The sequence below is a fragment of the Paenibacillus sp. PsM32 genome (assembly GCF_030433815.1).
GTDB lineage: Bacteria > Bacillota > Bacilli > Paenibacillales > Paenibacillaceae > Saccharibacillus > Saccharibacillus kyungheensis.
The window spans coordinates 86,905-108,142 of the sequence record NZ_JARUWY010000014.1 but is presented as its reverse complement, the minus strand read 5'-3'; the positions used below and the strand labels follow the sequence as shown (position 1 = coordinate 108,142).

Here is a 21,238-nt window from a genome sequence, read left to right as displayed (position 1 = left end):
ACCTACCGCAGGATTTTAAGTCCTGTGCGTCTGCCAGTTCCGCCACCCCGGCACATGTTGAGATGAATAAATTCATCTTCATGCCTGTTGACTTTATCGCTTGTTGTGATTGTTTCGCCAACATTTAAGATCATACCATGCTAGATATCTAACTGTCAACACTTTGGATACGATTTTATTTTCAGTTAACCAAAACGTTGATTTTCTAAGATATAATATCTACATTTTCAAAAGAAATATACTGCGGCAACAATAAATTAAAACGAATAATCGTTCCTTGTTCTCCACTATTCATTTCAAATTCTCCATTCATCAAATGGATTAATTTTCGACTGATTGCCAGATTCAGACCGATACTACCGTATTGCTGATACCATGACATATCGTTAGCTTCTTTTAATGAATCAAATAACTGTTCTAACGTTGTGATATCTACAGTCATATGAGAATTATGAACAGTAACATCCAATGATACATTGTTATCAGAATCGCTTATTGCTGTTGACGCTGATAATGTTAATTGTCCTACAGAATTGAAACGCAATGCATTAAGCGTATTGATCAATATCTGTCTCAACCGCAATGCATCTCCATAAATCAACGGAAGTTCACTGGGGTTAGTGTTCATTTTCAATGCGATTGGATTGTCATCCAAAGGTGTGCCGAGTGAAGTCACCACTTCATGAATAGTATGCATGAGATCAAATGGTTCTTGATCAATCTTCGTTGCGCCTTCTTCCATATGACTAAAACTCAAAATATCTTCTACCAAAGTCAACATCGACTGATTACTGGATTCAATTATATCCATATAGACTTGTTGCTGTGGATCTATCTCTGAATCCATCATCAGATCAGCTACACCTACGATATTGGTCATCGGTGTGCGAATTTCGTGTCCCATAATAGCTAAAAGGTTCCGATTCACTTGTGCTGACTTTTCCGCTTTTAGACGGGCTTGTTCTAATTCAATTTCTTTTTGCTGAAGATCGGTTACCATCTTCTCTAGCTCTACTACATAAGCTAAAAAGATCGTCATCGTTTCTAACGTTTGAATATCAGCTTCACTGAACTTGTACGTATTGCGATCCAATGCACAAATCGTTCCATAAATACTACCATCACGCAAACGTACCGGTAATCCTATAAAAGAACCACCACCTATAGAACGTGTTACATCCATATGGCGTGTTAATTCATTTTCATTGGTATTCTCGATAATCAAAGGCATATTACTTTTTGTTTTTTCATTATTGATCACCAGACTGCAATAACTTAATTCTAAAGGAAGTATACTTCCCTCTTCTACAAGATGTTCATCACGATTGTAAGCTCGCATAATCACATTATTGAGACCATCATTGCTAGCGATAAAAATAGTATTAATGTGGATAAGTCCACCTATTATTTTAATAATGTGGTCTGCTGCATCGCCCACATTTTGATATAACATATTACTGATTGAAGAAGTATTCATTATGAACTCCACCGTCTTTCATTAAGAAAATATTAGATATAGTTCTATATACCCAAATTATACTTAAATGTATTATATATTAAATTTTAAATAATGTATTGTGAATTTTTGTACTTTTTTATGATTGTAGAATATGTTTGGATACACATATCAAATCAGTAAAAGTTTATATTTGTGATTCATCTGACGTCACAATGGTTTATTTCGATAACATAGCCTTTATATTGATTTACAATATGATTATATCTATTATGTCGAAAATAGCTAGATAGACGAAAGGATGACTTCATAATGAGTAAACCGGATGAGTACAAAAACCATGAAGAACGTGGAGCGGGTGTAGATCCTATACCAGATCCAGATTCTAATAAAAATCATTCCGCAGAAAATCTGCTAGAAGAAGCAGTGAGCGAATCGGTAGATAAAGTTAAAGAGGACTTCAGTAAAGATTCTAAAAAAGACTCTTCGACGAAAGACTCTTCTCATCAATAAAAATAATTCTGATTCTTTTGAACTACTTAATCAGGGTTAAAGCTTGGAGGTAATATGCTATGAAATTTATTCTAATTGTTGTTATTGTTGTGCTATTAGTCATGTTATTTATGCGACGTAGAAAAAGATAATATCACTACTTATAAAAAAAGACCCTTACAGATGTAAGGGTCTTTTTCTAATGGGCCCAGAGGGACTCGAACCCCCGACCAACCGGTTATGAGCCGGTAGCTCTAACCAACTGAGCTATAGGCCCGCATCTCCAAAAGAACGATTTCAATTGGAATGTAATATAAACAGCGACTCAATTAATATACCGTATTTCACTATTTCACGTCAAGTTAATTTTCTGCATATCTTGTATAAGCAGATGCTTCACTTTATCATGATCGTGTTTACATTTTACAAAATATGTATGTTTATTAAAAGGTAAGGGTACACTGTAGGCAGTATACCCTCTTCTATATGATATCAAAATATATGGATTTTATTTTACCACTATCGCGATGTAGTATCGTGATCTAGATCTACTTATTTACCAAAAGCAGATGGATCTTCACGCCATGAGCGCAACAGTTCTAAATCTTCTGCTGGAATTTTGCCCAATTCTACTGCTTTGTCGATCAAGGCTGTATAGTTAGAGAGAGTCTGTAATGGCAGATTAGCTTCTGCAAAAGCGTCTGTAGCTTTGTCTAATTGATAACTAAAGATCGCCAGTACTGCTAATGGATCGGCTCCTGCTTCACGCACAGCCTCTGCCGCTTTGATCGAACTTCCTCCTGTAGAGATTAAATCTTCGATCACAATTACTTTTTGCCCTGATTGAATCAATCCCTCGATCTGATTATGTTTACCATGTCCTTTGGCTTTGTCACGAATATAAGCCATTGGCAAATCTAACTTTTGCGCGACCCAAGCTGCATGAGGAATACCTGCTGTAGCTGTTCCTGCGATCACTTCTGTAGCCGGATATTGCTCACGAATAATCATAGCAAACGCATCTGCTATCTGATCGCGTATGTATGGATAGGACATCGTAAGACGGTTATCACAATAAATCGGTGATTTGATACCCGATGTCCAGGTAAAAGGTTCTTGCGGGCTTAATGCTACCGCTTCAATCTGTAGTAATGCAGATGCAATATGAGCTGGAATCTCTTCAATGGTTAACATGTAAACTCATCTCCTCTATAATCTGTTGTGTCGCTTCTCTAGGATCATTTGCACCGGTAATCGGACGACCGACGACTAAATAGTCGCTTCCACCGGCTATCGCTTGCCCTGGCGTTAATATACGCGTCTGATCCCCTATATCACTACCAGACGGACGTACACCTGGAGTAATCGTAGAAAATGACGCTCCGCATGCTTGATGAATCATCGCTACTTCTAATGGAGAGCATACTACTCCACCCAGACCACTTTGCTGTGCTAAGCGTGCGTAATGAACCACAGCATCTTCCACTGTTCCTTGAATACCAATTTCTTGATTCATCACTTGTTGTGACGTACTGGTTAACTGCGTAACAGCAATTAATAAAGGGCGTTCTAATTCAGTATCTGCTATTAGGGCAGACTCCATACCTTCTACTGCCGCTTTCATCATCTGTACTCCACCTGATGCATGTACATTAAAAATATCTACGCCAAGTTTGGTGATGCTATTAGCTCCACCTTTAACAGTATTCGGAATATCATGCATTTTCAAATCCAAAAAAACTGAATATCCTTTTGACTTTAACTCACGAATAAAATCAGGTCCTGCACTGTAAAATAATTGCATGCCTACTTTGAGCGTACATGGAATGTCTTGAAGATGTTCAATAAATACTCGTGCTTCTTCTACATTAGGATAATCTAGCGCTACAATCAAGCGCTTAGCTATCGATGGGGAGATCGAATGTGTCAACTGTTGTACCTCCTTGAAGATATCGTATTTGTGGTTGATACGAATATAACTATACAAGTCGTATAGACCGATTATATGCACACAAATGACGGCGGACACTAGAATGGTCCGCCGTACTTTAGTTTTGTGTGATGTAGTCGCTTATTTTTAGCTCAGAATCGTTTCCTGATCTTCCAATTGACCGACTACGATATCGTTAACAACGTCTTTTTTCGGATTTGCAGTGACTGTATTAGTCAAAGACGGCATAGCGTAAGAAGAGAAGTTAATCGTATCTAACATTGTGAGCAATGCTTCAACCGTATCCAGTGATGTCATACATACCACACCATTTTCAACAGCTTCACGGCGGATACGGAATCCGTCACGAGCAGGCGTTTTCCCTTTCGTGAAGGTATTGACTACAAAGTTAGCTTGTCCACTGCGGATCAGATCCAGAATGTTCGGCACACCTTCTGTCAATTTATGAATCACGGTTACTTTGATTCCTGCTTCTTCTAATGCTTTTGCTGTACCACTTGTTGCAATAATTTTGTATCCTAGACGGTAAAATCCTTTAAGCAAGCGAACCGCTTCTGGCTTGTCTTTGTCTGCTACAGTTGCAATCAATGCTCCGGTTGCCGGGATTTTCATACCTGCTCCGATTAGACCTTTGTACAGAGCTTTGGCATACAGTAGATCGCGTCCCATAACTTCACCTGTTGATTTCATTTCAGGTCCTAGCGTAGGTTCTACACGGCGTAATTTGGCAAAAGAGAACACTGGAACTTTGACCGAGATATATTCGCTTTCTTTCCACAATCCTTCGCTATATCCTAAATCTTTAAGTTTAATGCCTAGAATCGCTTGTGTAGCAATCTTCGCCATTGGAATATCGGTTACTTTACTCAAGAATGGCACTGTGCGTGAAGAACGTGGATTCACTTCAATCACGTAGACTTCATTTTGGAAAATAACGAATTGGATATTTACCAAGCCGACAGTTTTAAGCTCTTTAGCTGTACGGATCGTGATATCGACCACTTTTTGCTTCAATTCTTCTGAAAGATGTTGTGGAGGATACACTGCGATGGAGTCACCGGAGTGAACTCCTGCGCGTTCGATATGTTCCATAATTCCTGGTACAACGACTGTTTCGCCATCACAGATCGCATCCACTTCTACTTCTTTACCTAGCATATAACGGTCAATCAGAACCGGATGCTCTGGATTTACTTTGACTGCTTCTGCCATATAGAGCAATAATTCTTCATCAGAGTATACAATCTCCATTGCACGTCCACCCAGTACATAAGAAGGACGAACCAGTACCGGATAACCTAATTTTTGCGCTGTTTCTACCGCTTCATCTATCGATAGCACTGTGCTACCTTCAGGCTGTGCAATATTAAGGCGAGACAATAAAGCTTCGAACTTTTTGCGGTCTTCTGCTTCATCAATACTTGCCAAGCTTGTTCCTAGAATTTTAACGCCTGCTTTGCTTAATGGAGCTGCAAGGTTAATCGCTGTTTGTCCACCGAACTGTACGATAACTCCGATCGGATTTTCCTGTTCGATAACATTCATAACATCTTCAAAGAACAACGGTTCAAAGTACAGTCGATCTGATGTGTTAAAATCTGTTGAAACCGTCTCAGGGTTGTTATTAATAATGACTGCTTCATAACCGGACTCTTGAATAGCCCATACCGCATGTACAGTTGAATAATCGAACTCTATCCCTTGACCGATACGAATCGGACCCGAACCTAGCACTACGATTTTTTCTTTAGGGCTTTCGATTACTTCATTTTCCGTCTCAAATGTAGAGTAATAATATGGTGTAGTAGCTTCAAATTCTGCGGCACAAGTATCTACCATTTTGAATACAGGCATCATATTATTTTCTTTACGATATGCACGAATGCTATGTTCGTTATTAAATGGATCTTCTGGATGATTGATATTGCGTAACTCCGCAATCGAACGATCTGTAAATCCAAGACGCTTCGCCATATATAATGTATCATCGCTCAATGTATCTTCTGATGAAAGTACAGATTCATATGCGACAATGCGTTCAATTTTATCTAAGAACCACCAGTCAATATTGGTAAGTTGTTGAATCTGTTCCAAGCTGTAGCCACGACGGAATGCTTCTGCCACCAAGAATAGACGCTCATCATCTGCTTTTATTAACCGTTCATCTAATACACTATCTTCGATATGTTCTGCATCTTTTAGATGAATACGATGAACACCGATTTCAAGCGAACGTACTGCTTTGTGAATCGCTTCTTCAAATGTACGTCCAATCGCCATTACTTCGCCTGTTGCTTTCATCTGTGTACCTAATTTACGGTTAGCACTGATAAATTTATCAAACGGCCAGCGCGGAATTTTAGCAACGATATAATCTAGTGTAGGTTCAAAGCAAGCATATGTTTGTCCTGTAACAGGGTTGACGATTTCATCCAATGTATAACCCATTGCAATCTTCGCTGCCATTTTCGCAATTGGATATCCTGTTGCTTTGGAAGCAAGTGCAGATGAACGACTTACACGTGGATTTACCTCGATCACATAGTATTGATAACTTTGTGGATCAAGGGCGAACTGTACGTTACATCCACCTTCAATATTCAGCGCACGAATAATTTTAAGAGATGCAGAGCGTAGCATTTGATATTCACGATCAGAAAGCGTCTGGCTAGGTGCAACTACGATACTATCGCCGGTATGCACGCCTACTGGATCAAAGTTCTCCATGTTGCAGACTACGATACAGTTATCGTTTGCATCACGCATGACTTCGTACTCGACTTCTTTCATACCTGCGATACTTTTCTCTACCAGACATTGTCCGATCGGGCTATAACGAATACCTGCTTGTACCGTTTCGCGTAATTCTTCTTCATTGATACAGATACCACCACCTGTACCTCCTAATGTATACGCAGGACGAACAATAATTGGATAGCCAATCTCATTTGCAAATGCTAACGATTCTTCAAGTGTGGTTACGATCACACTATCAGGAACAGGTTGATCCAATTCGCGCATCAAGTCACGGAATAAGTCACGATCTTCCGCTTTTTCGATCGATTCTAATTGAGTTCCTAGCAACTTCACGTTTTCGCTTTCTAGTACTCCTGCACGTGCCAATTCTACAGCCATATTCAAGCCTGTTTGTCCACCCAATGTAGGTAGTAGACCATCAGGACGTTCTTGACGAATAATTTGAGTGACAAATTCAAGTGTAATAGGCTCGATGTAGACTTTATCTGCCATATTCGTATCAGTCATGATTGTTGCAGGGTTACTGTTGATGAGTACAACTTCTACCCCTTCTTCTTTGAGTGCCTGGCAAGCTTGTGTACCTGCATAGTCAAATTCAGCAGCTTGACCGATAACAATAGGTCCGGAACCAATAACGAGTATTTTTTTGAGTTCATTATTTCTAGGCATATCAGTTAGCTCCTTTCACAGCAGCCATCATTTCGGCTTGACGCGTTTTTTGAGGGTGTTGTTCTTTATATTCACGAATCATTGTTAAAAATTGATCGAATAGATAGCCGTTATCAAAAGGCCCTGGTGCTGCTTCTGGATGATATTGTACAGAAAATGCTGGATATTTCTTATGCTTCAAGCCTTCAATCGTTTTGTCATTGTTGTTGATATGAGTTACTTCCAGTTCTGTTCCTTCGATTGAAGCTTCTTTCACTGTATATCCGTGATTTTGTGAAGTGATATAACAACGACCTGTTTGCAAATCTTTGACAGGATGATTACCACCACGATGTCCGAATTTCAATTTATCTGTATCTGCTCCGCAAGCCAAAGCGAACAACTGGTGTCCTAGACAAATACCGAAGATTGGATATTCTCCAAGCAATTCTTCAATTACTTTGACAGCAGCTGGTACATCTTTCGGATCTCCTGGACCGTTAGATAATTGAATACCATCTGGATGTAAGCGGCGAATCTGTTCTGCTGTTGTATCTTGAGGTACAACAACCACATCGCAACCACGTTGAGATAACTCACGTACAATCCCTGTTTTTGCGCCGTAATCAATAAGTACAATACGTTCTTTTGGACCCGGACTTGTATAAATATGAGAAGTTGATGTATGACTTACTTGGTTGGTAGCCGATACGCTACTGTTTAGACGCTCCATCAATTCTTCGGTCGATAATGATCCGCTTGTCAAAATGCCTCTCATTGTGCCTTGATGACGAATACGACGTGTTAACATGCGTGTGTCGATATCGCTGATTCCGATAATGCCATGTTCGCGTAGCAACTCATCAATCGTATATTGAGCACGCCAGTTACTAGGTACAGGCTCATGTCGACGAACAACGAATCCATTAATATACGGACGAACCGATTCAAAGTCATCACGGTTAATACCATAATTGCCGATCAGCGGATAAGTCATTGTTACGATCTGCCCGCAGTATGAAGGATCAGATAGTACCTCCTGGTAACCGGTGATTCCGGTATTGAATACAACTTCTCCAGTGGTTTCGCCTTCTGCTCCGAAACTACGGCCTGTAAATAATGTTCCGTCTTCTAATAACAATTTTGCCTGCATCCCGTTTCACTCCTCTATCTATCTTAAAAGTTAGTTATATTCAAATGAATATTTTTATCATTTTTTAGTATATTTATGCTTTGGAAGCCGTAGCTTCCTGCGACCACACGACTTGACCGTCTACGATCGTTGTCTGTGGCCAACCTTGTAATGTCCAGTTGGTAAATGGGGTATTTTTTCCTTTTGTTGCAAATGTAGCTGGATCGACCGTTTGCTCTGTTTCCAGATCGATTAATGTGATATCTGCTGGAGCCCCTTGCTCTAAGCGCCCTGTTGCCAAACGGAATACTTTAGCTGGATCAGATGTCATCCGATCTACAAGCATTTGTAATGTCCAGCGTCCTGTTTGGACAAATTTGGTATACAACAATGGAAATGCGGTTTCGAATCCAACGATTCCAAATGGTGCTAATTCCATTCCTTTTGCTTTTTCTTCTTCACTATGAGGTGCATGATCAGTCACAATGATATCGATCGTTCCATCTTCTAGTGCTTCAATACAAGCTTCTACATCACGTGGTGTACGTAGAGGTGGATTCATTTTCCAATTCGCATCCATACCCGGAATATCTTCATCGGATAAGATTAAATGATGCGGGCATACCTCAGCAGTTACTTTGATACCGATCGATTTGGCTAAGCGAATCAATCGAATCGATTGCTCTGTACTCACATGACACACATGATAATGAACTCCTGTTGCTTCTGCTAGTAAAATGTCGCGTCCTACATGGATTGCTTCCGATTCATTAGGAATCCCTTTCAGACCATGTTTGCGAGCAAATTCGCCTTCACTTACAGCCGCTCCTACCACCAGTGAATCATCTTCACAGTGTGCAATAACCGGCATATCCATCGATGCTGCAAGCGCCATTGCATTTTTCATCATTTGTGCATTTTGTACGCCTACACCATCATCTGTGAATCCGATAGCTCCAGCCGCTTTGAGTGCTGCAAAATTGGTTAATTCGCGTCCTAACTCGTTGACTGTGATGGCTGCATAAGGCAGTACTTTGACACTCCCTGCTTCTGCTGCTTTGTCCAGTACCAATTTCACTACATCGGCATTGTCTGTAACCGGTCGTGTATTTGGCATACAAGCGATAGTTGTGAATCCACCTTTTGCCGCTGAAGCTGTTCCGGTAGCAATCGTTTCTTTATGTTCAAAACCAGGCTCTCGTAAATGTACATGCATATCGATCAATCCTGGCGTAACTAACTTGCCTGTTGCATCGATCTCTGTTACTTCTTGTCCTGCTCCATATTGTTGAAGCAATGCTGCTGTATTTTGATCTCCTGCAAAAATGTGCTCAATCTGACTGCCTTCTACCCATATATGTTTGATTTCCAGTTCATTTTGTCCGTTCAATACGTTTGCATTTTTGATAAAAAGTGTCATTGTTAACCTCCGAAATTGTATTGTTGATTATCGTAGTGCTTAGTTACGTAGGGCTCTTTCAATAACAGCCATCCGAATCGGTACACCATTTTGCATTTGTGGGAAAATTTTTGATTTAGGACTTTCCACCAGTGCATCATCGATCTCAACATTACGATTGACTGGAGCCGGGTGCATAATAATCGCATGCTGTTTCATCCGGGCAGCTCTTTCTTCGGTCAATCCATATTGTAGGCGATATTCTTCTGCTGACTTGAGCATGCCTACAGCATGGCGTTCAAGTTGCACTCTTAACATCATCACTACATCTGCTTGTAACGCTTCTTCCATACTGATATAAGAAACTTCTCCGATATCATCAGCGCGCATATTGCTTGGTGCACAGAAGCTTACTTTGGCACCCATTGTCTGTAAAGCCCAGAGATTCGAGCGTGCTACACGACTATGCAAAATGTCACCTACAATCGCTACATGCAGACCTTTTAACTCTCCAAACTCTTGACGCATCGTGTACAAATCAAGCAATCCTTGGGTTGGATGTTCATTGTTACCATCACCCGCATTGATTAAAGGTACATTCACTTTTTCTGCTAATTCTTGCAATACTCCTGAGGGCTTCAAGCGAATGATGCCTGCATCAATTCCCATACTTTCAAGTGTTCGAACGGTATCGTAAATGGATTCGCCTTTTTCTACACTTGATACTGCCGAGGTGAAGTTCAACACTTCTGCACCCAAGCGCTTTTCAGCCATTTCGAAAGAAAAACGTGTACGTGTACTATTTTCAAAAAACATATTCGCTACAAAGCGTGATTGCAAAACAGACACTTGCTTCTCTGTATGTGCATCCCAATAAGCTGCTCGATCGAGTATTGAAACTAACTCCGGTTGACTCATACCTTTGAGACCCAGTAGACTGCGTTGTTTCAATGTAGTAGTTGTCATAATCATGCAGTCACCTCACGATGTTGCATAATATTGACTTGATCGCTACCATCGATTTCGCTTAGTCGTACTTCGATTTCTTCCAGTTTGGAAGTTGGTACGTTTTTGCCGATATAATCCGGGCGAATCGGAAGTTCACGATGTCCTCGATCTGCAAGGACTGCTAATTGAATCATTTCAGGTCGTCCGCAATCCATTAGTGCATCCATAGCGGCTCTAATCGTTCTACCTGTGTACAGTACATCATCGAACAAAATAATTTTTTTGTTACGAATCGTTAGATTAGCAGGTGTTAGCATCGTACTGCTATTCATATCTGTAGGACGTCCATTGTCTTGATCATCACGATATCCTGTAATATCCAGCTCACCACAAGGAACAGGTTTACCTTCAATTTCTTGAATACGTTCTGCGATCCGTTGTGCCAGGTAAATACCTCTTGTACGAATCCCAATCAGAATACAATCTTCAATCCCTTTATTTTTCTCCAAAATCTCATGTGCAATACGTGTAAGTGCGCGGCGGATTGCTGTTTCATCCATGATAATGCGAGTCTCTGTGCTCATTATCGTTAGCCTCCTCAGGTTGTGTACACCCTGGGCCCCGTGGTCAACATCATAACGCGTGTCTGGTTCATACTCTTGCTTGACTCTATTGCACGTTCTTCGGTCAGGGTATAAAAAAGACTCCCTGCCCTAAAACGGCAAGGAGTCTGTAGTCATAGACACACGTCATGACAGTCATACTCAGACGCACTGTAGTATGCACCACTCCACACAGAGGGTGTCCTACAGTGAACATCGTTCACGTTACCTTGCCAGTCTCACGGGACTGAATTAAAGGTGCTTATTCATCTGAAATGAATTATGACAGAAACAACACTACCTGTCAACCGCACAACTTACCGTGGGATGATGAAGAAATGATTATATAGTTGTAAAAGAATAGTCATACTTTGTTTCAATAATCATAATTATACAATATATACGAATAAATATCCACAATTATAAGTAAATATATCATTATTATCATTTTTTATTCATAAATTATTCATAGTGATTAACTTTAACCTTAAACATTTTTGCTCTTTTACATATGCATAGATATAAAAAAGAAGCCAATCTGAATATCAGACTGACTTCTAAAATGAAAATACTTATTAACGATTACGCAATGATAACAATATTTGTTCCAGATCATCAGGGATAGGTGCTTGAAATTCTAAATATTCCCCTGTAGTTGGATGAACAAAACCAAGTACAGCCGCATGCAGAGCTTGTCCATCTAGTGTAGAAGCTTTGGCTCTTACACGTCCATACATTGGATCAGCAACTAACGGATGATCGATAAATTTCATATGCACACGTATTTGGTGAGTACGTCCTGTCTCAAGACGAAGCTCTACTAATGAAAAATCGCCAAAACGCTCTGTCACTACAAAATGAGTAACAGCATGCTTACTATTCTTCTCGGTAACGGTAAACATTTTACGATTTTGGCTAGAGCGACCAATCGGTGCATCAATAGTGCCTTGATCATGTTCTATATTACCATGAACCAGTGCAATATATTTACGGGTAACGGTATGATTTTTGAGCTGTTCTGATAATGAAGCATGCGCTTTATCATTTTTGGCAGCCATCAATAATCCAGTTGTGTCTTTATCAATACGATGCACAATACCGGGACGAACTTCGCCATTAATACCTGATAAGTCTTTGCAATGATACATCAAAGCATTAACCAACGTATCAGAAGAATGACCGACTGCTGGATGAACAACCATACCACGAGGCTTATTAATTACGATTACATCTGAATCTTCATAGACGATCTCAAGCGGAATATCTTGTGCTTCGATTTCTACAGTAGATAGACTAGGAAGTTGAACAACAACCTGTTCATTTTCTATCAATTTATGATTAGCTTTGATCACTTTGCCATCTACTGTGACTAAGCCATCGGTTATCCACTGTTGTACTTGAGAACGTGAGAAACCTTCTGGCAATAAGTCTGTAATGTATTTATCGATACGTGTTTTAGCATCTTCTGCATCAATCGTCCATTCCATCACTTGAACAGCACCGATCTCTGTCTCATCTTCGCCTGTTTCTTCCGCATGTTCTAGATCAGGTAATTCTTGCTCTACCCAGTCTTTATCTTGAACTTCATTCATCTCTGATTTATCTTGCTTACTCACTAAACATTCTCCTCTTCATGACCGGCAGTTTGTTTCTTCTGACGGCTCATATCCAACAGTGCGTCTATAATAATCAATGCAACCCCAACTACAATACAAGAATCAGCTACATTGAAAATTGGAAACGTATAACTGCCAAAGTTAAATTGTAAAAAGTCCACTACTTCACCCATACGTGCACGATCAATAAAGTTACCAATCGCTCCACCCAAAACAAGTGATAAAGCAACAGGCAATAATTTATCCGGTTGTGATTTCACTTTTTGGATATACCATATAATCGCAACAACGACTATTAACGTAATGACGACAAAAAACCAACGTTGATTTTGCAAAATACCAAAAGCAGCGCCTTGATTACGGTGGGAAGTAATCAAAAAGAAATTGCCGATCACTGAAATCTGATCTCCTCGTTCCATTCCAGTAGCGATCCAGTATTTGGTTAACTGATCTACAATAATCGCTATAATTGCAATCACATAATATATCACAATAATCCTCCACCCTATAGATATCTCGTCCATATGCTTAGTACGATAACCTCACTAAACATAGCTTTGTTTATTGTAGCACAGCCTAGAATCAGTCGTCTATTGAGAACCTTTATAATAAAAAAACATGGGTATGATCTTCCTACTATAAAAGTAGATAGATCATACCCATGCTTATGTTAGATCAGATATATGATCTGCTTCATCCTGTCTTTTGTTACGAAATACGGATACCTACATTTTGTCCCATCAATTCAACTTGTTCCATGCCTTCTTCAGTAGCAAATGCTACATCGTTAACCAATACATTTTCACGTAATACATGATCAAATGTTTGGATTGCTTGACGAAGATCATCGTTCACAGATAACGTTAAATTCACGTATTTTTCGATAGGTAGATCTAATTTTTTACGATAGTCTTGAACCGCACGTACAATTTCACGTACCCATCCTTCTTGCTCAAGTTCAGGTGTTACATCTGTATTGAGTGCCACTGTTAGACCATACCCTGAAGCAGAAGCAAATCCAGACTTCGCTTTTTTCTCTACTAATAATTCTTCATTCGTCACTTGTAGCTCTTCGCCTTCTGGTGAAAGAATATGCAAGAATCCATCTTCAACCACTTTACGTGTTTCTTCTACAGACATGCCTTTGAAGAAGTTTTGCAAGAAGCCTACATTTTTACCATATTTTTTACCGGCTACTTTAAGGTTTAATTTCAATGTAAAGTCTACAAATCCAGAATCATCGGTTTCGGTATGAATACCTTTCACGTTGATCTCGTCTTTGATGATTGATTCATAGCTGGTCAAATCAAAATCTTTGTCCAGCGACACGATCAATTCAGATAAAGGTTGACGTGTTTTGAGACCTGTCTCATTACGTACATTACGTGCTAGTTCGACAATGCGACGAGCTGTTTCCATATCACGTTCTAACTCAAGATCGATCAAGTCTTCATTGGCAACAGGATAATCATCCATATGCACACTTTCGCCACTGCTGAGGTTAAGATAGATATCTTCCGCTAACATTGGTGTAAATGGTGCAATCAATTTAGCTGTCGTTAATAGGACTTCTGTTAAAGTACGGTAAGCATCTAATTTGTCTTCTGTTAGACCACTACCCCAGAAACGGTCACGCGAGCGACGGATATACCAGTTACTCAATTCATCTACAAAAGCTTCGATCGCTTTGGAAGCATTTAAGAAATCATTTACAGCAAGCCCTTTTTCAACTTGCTTGATTAAGCTGTTCAGACGAGATAGAATCCAACGATCCAACTTATGCTCTGACGGTTGGAAAGGATGTTCTGCTGGATCGAATCCATCAATCGTTGCATACAATGTCATAAATGCATGTGTATTTACAAGTGTATCCACCATTTTGGATTTCGCTTCACCTACGATACCTTTAGAGAAACGTTTACTGTTCCATGGCGCACTATCAGATAGCAATGCCCAGCGGAAAGCATCTGTTCCGTATTCATCAATGACTTCCCACGGATCGATTACATTTCCTTTAGACTTGGACATTTTCTGTCCTTGTTCATCTAATACATGACCTGTCGCCATAACTGCTTTGTAAGGAGCTTTGCCTGTGATTAATGTAGATACCGCAAGTAGACTGTAGAACCAACCACGGGTCTGATCGATACCTTCACAGATCATATCTGCCGGGAATTGCTCTTGGAATGTATCTTGATTTTCAAAAGGATAATGCTGTTGCGCAAATGGCATTGATCCACTATCAAACCATACATCGATCACTTCCGGTGTACGGAACATCTCATATTGACCACATGAACTACGTACTTTGATATCATCTACATACGGTTTGTGTAATTCGATATTTTCAGGCACATCACCAATCGCGCGCGCGCGAAGTTCTGCAATACTGTGCGGTGCAAACTGTTCACCTGTTTCTGCACATACCCATACGTTAAGCGGTGTACCCCAATAACGATCACGACTGATATTCCAGTCCACCAAGTCTTCCAAAAATTTACCAAAACGTCCATCACGGATATGACCTGGATACCAATCTACTTCTTTATTGTTAGCGATCAATTGTTCTTTAACGGCTGTCGTCTGGATAAACCAGCTATCCATTGCATAGTATAATAGTGGTGTATCACAACGCCAGCAGAATGGATACGTATGCTCATATCTTTCTTTGCTGAACAAACGATCTTTTTCAGACAACAAACGCACGATATCGATATCGCAATCTTTTACAAAACGACCTGCAAAATCAGTCACTTCAGCTACAAATTTACCTTCTAGATCTACCATATTCACAAAGCTAATACCATTTTCACGACATACACGGTAATCATCTTCACCATGTGCTGGCGCCATATGAACAATACCTGTACCACTTGCATCGGTAACAAAGTCTGCTCCTAGAATGATGTTCGCTTTTTCTGCTGTAAAATAGTTAAATGGCGGAGCATACGTTTTGCCTACTAATTCTGCACCTTTTAATGTGCTTAGTACTTCGTATTCGCCTTTACCATCTTTCATCACATCGTCTACCAAATTTTTAGCAACGATATATACACTTCCATCTTGACTTACACGTACATAATCCATATCTGGATTAACTGCTAAAGCAACGTGAGAAGGCAATGTCCAAGGTGTTGTTGTCCAAGCAAGAACATACTCACCGCTGTCATCAAGCTTGAACTTCGCTGTTGCGCTCAAATCTTTGACATCTTTGTATCCTTGAGCAACTTCATGAGAACTCAGTGTTGTCTGACAATCAGGGCAATATGGACTTACACGGTGTCCACGATACAATAGACCTTTATCATGAATCGTCGCAAGATTGTTCCACACACTTTCGATATAGTTATTTTCAAGCGTTACATATGGATGATCTAGATCAGTCCAATATCCAATCCCAGATGTAAGATCACGCCATTGTTGCTCATATTCAAATACACTTGCTTTACATTCTTGAATAAATTTCTCTACACCATACTCTTCGATTTCATGTTTGTGAGAGATTCCTAATTTTTTCTGAACACCTAGTTCAACAGGAAGACCATGTGTATCCCATCCTGCTTTACGAACAACACGGTATCCTTTCATCGTCTGATAACGACCTACAAAATCTTTGATGACACGTCCCAAAACGTGACCGATATGTGGCTTACCATTTGCTGTTGGTGGACCTTCATAAAAAACGAAGTTAGGCTTACCTTCCCGATTCTGAATCGAACGTTGGAATGTATTTTCCTCATTCCATTTATTTAAAATCCGTAAATCACGTGTGCGTGCTTTTTCTTTGACATCGACTCTTTGCATGATTTTGTCATCCTTCCCCATCTATTAATATCGAATGCACTCTAACTATCCCGTATGAAAACATCAAAAAACCCCATCCCATAAAAGGGACGAGGTTGCTCGCGTTACCACCCTTGTTTCACTTCGACCTTTATACATCTATACAAACTAAAATTCAGTATTTCTACTGTTTTGTCTGTATTCAGGTGAAGTGACACCTTAGATCCGCACAAATGATGCGGTGCCTCTGTAACGGTTGGCACTCCGGCTTGGCTTACTTGATGCTCGTTCAGCCTCGCTTCTCCAGGGGGATATTCAATTATACGATGTTCATTGGCTTGCACCAACCGCCAACTCTCTGTGAACACGATGTATAATTTACTGACCCTATCAATGAATGTTGATGTTCATATTTATATTCGTCTACACGAATCAATTGAAATAAAGTTATAGAATATTTATAGCGCTTTAGACTATAAATGTCAACTTAGAACCTGTAACCTTAGTACAAATCACCTGAACTATGTTGTTCTTCGTTATCGCGGTCTCTATCACGATCTCTGTCTCTATCGCGGTCACGATCGCGATCTTCTAGACGATCTCTTTCACGATCACGTTCATTGCTTGTGCGTTGAAGTTCACGCGTTTGATTTTCCAAAGCATCCCATCCATCTTGGCTAAGTAGCTCTAATTGAGCTTCTACCAATGTACGGAAACGTGTGCGGTAAATAGAAGCTTGTTTTTTGAGTTCTTCTACTTCCATCGAAACTTTGCGAGATTTGGATAAAGACTCATTGATAATACGATCCGCATTTTTCTCGGATTCTTTAATAATCAATTGAGCTTCTTTTTTCGCATTGTTACGAACTTCATCTGCCGCTTCTTGAGCAACAATAATCGTTTTGCTCAACGTATCTTCCAGATTTGCAAAATGATCCAGACGTTCTTGAATAGACATTAACTGACTTTGCAGTTCTTTGTTTTCACGAATCGCCCCTTCATAATCTTTGATCACTTGATCTAGAAATTCATTCACTTCGTCTTCGTCATAACCACGCAAACGACGCGAGAATTCCTTATTATGTATATCCAGCGGGGTTAATGGCATGTTGGACACCTCCTGTAATGTTTAGGCCGTTGAATTGCCTCGTTATTGCTATGATACTTCATTTCGACGCATAAGGATATATCCCTGCCAAAGACGTTAAAAAATAAATAAATTTGCTGTATATTCACGATTTAAATAGAAGCCTATTCTATTCTTTATCAAACAAATTTACCTACTTTGACTCGATATCTTCCTTTTTTTGTAATTCCATCCATTTCTAATACTTTAAAGCGACCAAGCCCCTGAATAGAAATCATATCGCCTTGTTGCAAAGCATGAGAAGGATTTTCTTCTACTTTCCAATTCACACGGCAACGTCCCGCTTTGATTGGCACCAGGATTTTACTACGGCTTAGTCGGTATACATCACTTGCTATCCCATCTAAGCGTAAAGAAGCTACAGTTAGCTCCATCGATTGCAATTCTGGAGTAGCGACCTGTAATTCAGTAATCGGTAAAATCTCTGTCATTACATGCAAGCGATGAACTTGTGTTAAATTTAAATGCAAATAAGAAGCAATCTCAGACGATACCACCGTATGACAACCATCCGCCAACGCGTGGATATCTCCAATTTTACCTCGCTTGATCCCCAGTCCCAAAATAGAACCCATATAATCGCCATGTTCCAAATCAGCGAATTTACGCCCTTCTGGCGTGATCGATAATACTGATAACTGCATATCTTCGTTATCCAAATCCATATAATCCGGTCCGATGACGGCACGTTTACGTTCTGAATGTTCTGATCCTCCATCCAAACGAATATGCACATCTAGATTACGAGCAGCGAGAATATTCAGAATATAAGCTTGACGTGGATCTAAAAAATCGGTCAGCTTTAGCTCATGATAACGGGCTGCGTTATCGATCCACTCCGCAGCCCGTTCCACAAACTCTCGCTCATCTGGATGAAAATGATGATAAATATTGCTTTGCATGATGTTGTTCATACCTTTCATATTTAGAGCAAGTGTAATAGATTGTTTGTTACAAAATAATTAAAATTAGTAAATAAGACTTCTTAATAAAAATACTAATCCGCTAAATGCCAATTGTAATACGAATAAAGCTACAATCGGAGATATATCAATTGCTCCCATAATCGGTGGTATAAAGCGACGGAAAGGAGCAAGATAAGGTTCTACTAATCGTGCCAAAATTTGCCCAAAAGAACTTTCACGCGCGCTAGGCAACCAGGACAGCAAAATATAAATAATAATCATATACGTGTAGATTCGATATAAAGCATTTAAAACTGCAAAAGCCGTTTCCAAAATTGCGTCACCTCATCTTGTTATATTCGTAATCTTCGCCTAAAATTTCAGCGATCGTGCCCTCAATTTCGACGGTATCCGGTGTACACAGAAAAATGTTGCCCCCGATTTTTGAAATACTGCCTCCAAGTGCATAGACGGTACCGCTCATAAAATCAATAATACGTGTCGCTTGATCGATACGAACACGCTGTAAATTGACGATAACCGATCGGTGAGATCGCAAATGGTCTGCAATATCTTGAGCCTCATCATAACTGCGCGGCTCATTCAAAATCACTTTTACATTTTTCTGAGAATGAATACTAACTACATTGCTGGCTCTATTGTTCTTACGTAATTCTGTGCCAGAGGTTTCACGAGGTTCTTCATCATCATCCATAATCTGTTCGCGCTCAACAATTTCCTCTTCTTCTTGAAGCCCTAAGAAGTTCATAAAGCGATTCATTACTCCCATCGTTAATCCTCCTCTTTCCCTACTAATATGGAACCCAGTCGCACTAGTGTAGCGCCTTCTTCTATAGCAATCTCAAAATCACCCGACATGCCCATAGATAAATGTGTTAGTGGATTTTTAGTTAATCCACGCTTATTGATATCATCTTTTAATTCACGAAGTCCTCGAAAAACAGGACGTGTCATTTCTGCATCATCAACTTCTGGAGCCATCGTCATCAAACCTACTACTTCTAGATTTGAGAACGAAGCAATACTTTCAAAAAACGAATTCACTTGCTCCGGTGGCAATCCATATTTGGATTCTTCACCAGAGATATTAACTTGTACTAATACTTTAACACGAATATCCATAGAACTTGCTTTTTTTTGTATTTCTTTTGCTAGTGATAAGCGATCTAAGGAATGAATATATTCAAATTTGCCAATTACATCTTTTACTTTATTGGTTTGTAAGTGACCGATAAAATGCCACACTCCACGTTCGTGTAATTGATTCCATTTATCTTCAGCATTTTGCCAGCGATTTTCTCCTAGATGTAATAGACCTGCATCTAGTACCTCCGCCGTTTTGGCAACAGAAACATATTTGGTTACAGCTACAAGCTGAATGTCTTCACGCTTGCGTCCGCTTCGTTCACAGACTTGATGAATTCGTTGTTCGACTTGCTCTATTCGTTCTTGTAATCCCAACTGTATTTCACTCCGTTTCTATACCTATCCAACTCGCCATTCTGCCGGTTGTTCCTCCGTCAGCTCGATACGAGAAAAAAAGATCATGGTTACGGTAAGTACACCAATTACTCATTTCGATATGGTCAGCAGGAATTCCTGCAAAAATCATGAATTGTCGATTTAATTGTTTGAGGTCTAGCCAAGTTTTACCATTATCACCCGGACGGGCATAAAGAGGTTGTTCACCATTACCCATTAACTTGCTTTTCCAAACGTTTACGGCATCCATCACTTTATCATCGACTTCATAACTTTCCCCACCGATAGAAGGGCCTATCGCAGTATGGATATCAGATATAACACTTCCATATTGCGTTCTCATCGCTTCGATCATTTCACCTGCAATATTAGCGACAGTGCCTTTCCAACCTGCATGAGCAAGCCCTACGACCTGTTGTACAGGATCTATAAAGTACAGCGGTACACAATCTGCATAAAATGAAGTTAACAAGATACCTGGTACATTCGTGATTAATCCGTCGGTATTTTGAAAAGCACTTTCTCGATCAAGCCAACCTTTGCCTGCATGTTCTGCTGTAACGATCTCTATATGATTACTATGTACCTGTTCACCAGATACCCAGTGAGTATAATCAAACTTTAATTCATCGCATAATAGTTTGCGATTTTGCAATACATCTTCCGGTTGATCTTCTACATGATACGCTAAATTAAAAGAATCATAAGGCGCTTGACTAACTCCACCTTTACGTCCGGTAAATCCTGCTGTGATTCCTTGACTATAGGCAGAAGTATCTAACTCAAATAATTCAGGTCCGCTATCTATCATACGGCTTACAAACTTCTCCATGTATACACCTCATAGTAAACAAAATATTTTAACTATATTGAATATAACTGTATCTTACTTCAATCAT

17 protein-coding genes, 1 tRNA gene, 1 pseudogene and 1 other annotated feature are annotated in these 21,238 nt (G+C 39.8%); of the genes and pseudogenes, 1 reads left to right on the top strand and 18 read right to left on the bottom strand.

Annotated features, from left to right (window positions below; genetic code table 11):
- Positions 1 to 205 precede the first annotated feature (205 nt).
- Positions 206 to 1,477, bottom strand: a complete 1,272-nt coding sequence (locus tag QCD85_RS20800) for a GAF domain-containing sensor histidine kinase (protein WP_301263755.1) — start codon at positions 1,475 to 1,477, stop codon at positions 206 to 208.
- 291 nt (positions 1,478 to 1,768) lie between these two features.
- Between QCD85_RS20800 and QCD85_RS20795 the strand changes: the two genes are divergently transcribed.
- Complete coding sequence (locus QCD85_RS20795; protein ID WP_274172269.1) at positions 1,769 to 1,969, top strand: hypothetical protein; 201 nt, start codon at positions 1,769 to 1,771, stop codon at positions 1,967 to 1,969.
- 182 nt (positions 1,970 to 2,151) lie between these two features.
- On the opposite strand, the gene QCD85_RS20790 is transcribed toward QCD85_RS20795, so the two are convergent.
- From QCD85_RS20790 to pgeF, 17 genes and pseudogenes are all read right to left on the bottom strand, one after another.
- A tRNA-Ile gene (locus QCD85_RS20790) sits at positions 2,152 to 2,225 on the bottom strand.
- A 275-nt stretch (positions 2,226 to 2,500) separates the two neighbouring features.
- Entirely contained in the window at positions 2,501 to 3,142 is a 642-nt protein-coding gene (pyrE, locus tag QCD85_RS20785; RefSeq protein WP_301263754.1) for an orotate phosphoribosyltransferase, read from the bottom strand.
- A complete protein-coding gene (pyrF, locus tag QCD85_RS20780) occupies positions 3,129 to 3,878 on the bottom strand; it encodes an orotidine-5'-phosphate decarboxylase (protein WP_301263753.1) in 750 nt (249 codons plus the stop codon). Before pyrF ends, pyrE begins: the two co-directional genes overlap by 14 nt.
- 147 nt (positions 3,879 to 4,025) lie before the next feature.
- Positions 4,026 to 7,325: a carbamoyl-phosphate synthase large subunit gene (gene carB, locus QCD85_RS20775; protein ID WP_273613068.1), complete on the bottom strand. Its 3,300-nt coding sequence runs from the start codon at positions 7,323 to 7,325 to the stop codon at positions 4,026 to 4,028.
- Position 7,326: 1 nt separating this feature from the next.
- Positions 7,327 to 8,457 carry a glutamine-hydrolyzing carbamoyl-phosphate synthase small subunit gene (gene carA / locus QCD85_RS20770; RefSeq protein WP_273613069.1) on the bottom strand — a complete coding sequence of 377 codons (1,131 nt, stop codon included), beginning with the start codon at positions 8,455 to 8,457 and terminating at the stop codon, positions 7,327 to 7,329.
- A gap of 73 nt (positions 8,458 to 8,530) precedes the next feature.
- A complete protein-coding gene (locus QCD85_RS20765; RefSeq protein ID WP_301263752.1) occupies positions 8,531 to 9,856 on the bottom strand; it encodes a dihydroorotase in 1,326 nt (441 codons plus the stop codon).
- A 39-nt stretch (positions 9,857 to 9,895) separates the two neighbouring features.
- Positions 9,896 to 10,807, bottom strand: a complete 912-nt coding sequence (locus QCD85_RS20760; RefSeq protein WP_273613071.1) for an aspartate carbamoyltransferase catalytic subunit — start codon at positions 10,805 to 10,807, stop codon at positions 9,896 to 9,898.
- A complete protein-coding gene (pyrR, locus tag QCD85_RS20755) occupies positions 10,804 to 11,367 on the bottom strand; it encodes a bifunctional pyr operon transcriptional regulator/uracil phosphoribosyltransferase PyrR (RefSeq protein WP_274172265.1) in 564 nt (187 codons plus the stop codon). The genes QCD85_RS20760 and pyrR overlap by 4 nt, the downstream gene beginning before the upstream one ends.
- Before the next feature lie 593 nt (positions 11,368 to 11,960).
- Positions 11,961 to 12,977, bottom strand: coding sequence for an RluA family pseudouridine synthase (locus tag QCD85_RS20750; protein WP_441005637.1), 1,017 nt, complete (start codon positions 12,975 to 12,977; stop codon positions 11,961 to 11,963).
- 23 nt (positions 12,978 to 13,000) lie between these two features.
- Complete coding sequence (gene lspA, locus QCD85_RS20745) at positions 13,001 to 13,492, bottom strand: signal peptidase II (protein ID WP_204823285.1); 492 nt, start codon at positions 13,490 to 13,492, stop codon at positions 13,001 to 13,003.
- A 217-nt stretch (positions 13,493 to 13,709) separates the two neighbouring features.
- Complete coding sequence (gene ileS / locus QCD85_RS20740) at positions 13,710 to 16,805, bottom strand: isoleucine--tRNA ligase (protein ID WP_273613073.1); 3,096 nt, start codon at positions 16,803 to 16,805, stop codon at positions 13,710 to 13,712.
- An 82-nt stretch (positions 16,806 to 16,887) separates the two neighbouring features.
- Positions 16,888 to 17,187: a binding site (T-box leader), on the bottom strand.
- A gap of 201 nt (positions 17,188 to 17,388) precedes the next feature.
- Positions 17,389 to 17,892 (bottom strand): annotated as a pseudogene (locus QCD85_RS20735) (DivIVA domain-containing protein); the annotation flags it as partial.
- A gap of 158 nt (positions 17,893 to 18,050) precedes the next feature.
- Positions 18,051 to 18,833: an RNA-binding protein gene (locus tag QCD85_RS20730; protein ID WP_273613075.1), complete on the bottom strand. Its 783-nt coding sequence runs from the start codon at positions 18,831 to 18,833 to the stop codon at positions 18,051 to 18,053.
- A 66-nt stretch (positions 18,834 to 18,899) separates the two neighbouring features.
- Positions 18,900 to 19,172: a YggT family protein gene (locus QCD85_RS20725; protein ID WP_373462044.1), complete on the bottom strand. Its 273-nt coding sequence runs from the start codon at positions 19,170 to 19,172 to the stop codon at positions 18,900 to 18,902.
- Between the two features lie 4 nt (positions 19,173 to 19,176).
- Positions 19,177 to 19,626, bottom strand: a complete 450-nt coding sequence (locus tag QCD85_RS20720) for a cell division protein SepF (protein ID WP_204823282.1) — start codon at positions 19,624 to 19,626, stop codon at positions 19,177 to 19,179.
- Positions 19,627 to 19,628: 2 nt separating this feature from the next.
- Positions 19,629 to 20,318, bottom strand: coding sequence for a YggS family pyridoxal phosphate-dependent enzyme (locus tag QCD85_RS20715; RefSeq protein ID WP_274172262.1), 690 nt, complete (start codon positions 20,316 to 20,318; stop codon positions 19,629 to 19,631).
- A 7-nt stretch (positions 20,319 to 20,325) separates the two neighbouring features.
- Positions 20,326 to 21,171 (bottom strand): peptidoglycan editing factor PgeF, encoded by an 846-nt coding sequence (gene pgeF, locus QCD85_RS20710; RefSeq protein ID WP_441005636.1) that lies wholly within the window; start codon positions 21,169 to 21,171, stop codon positions 20,326 to 20,328.
- Positions 21,172 to 21,238: the final 67 nt, after the last annotated feature.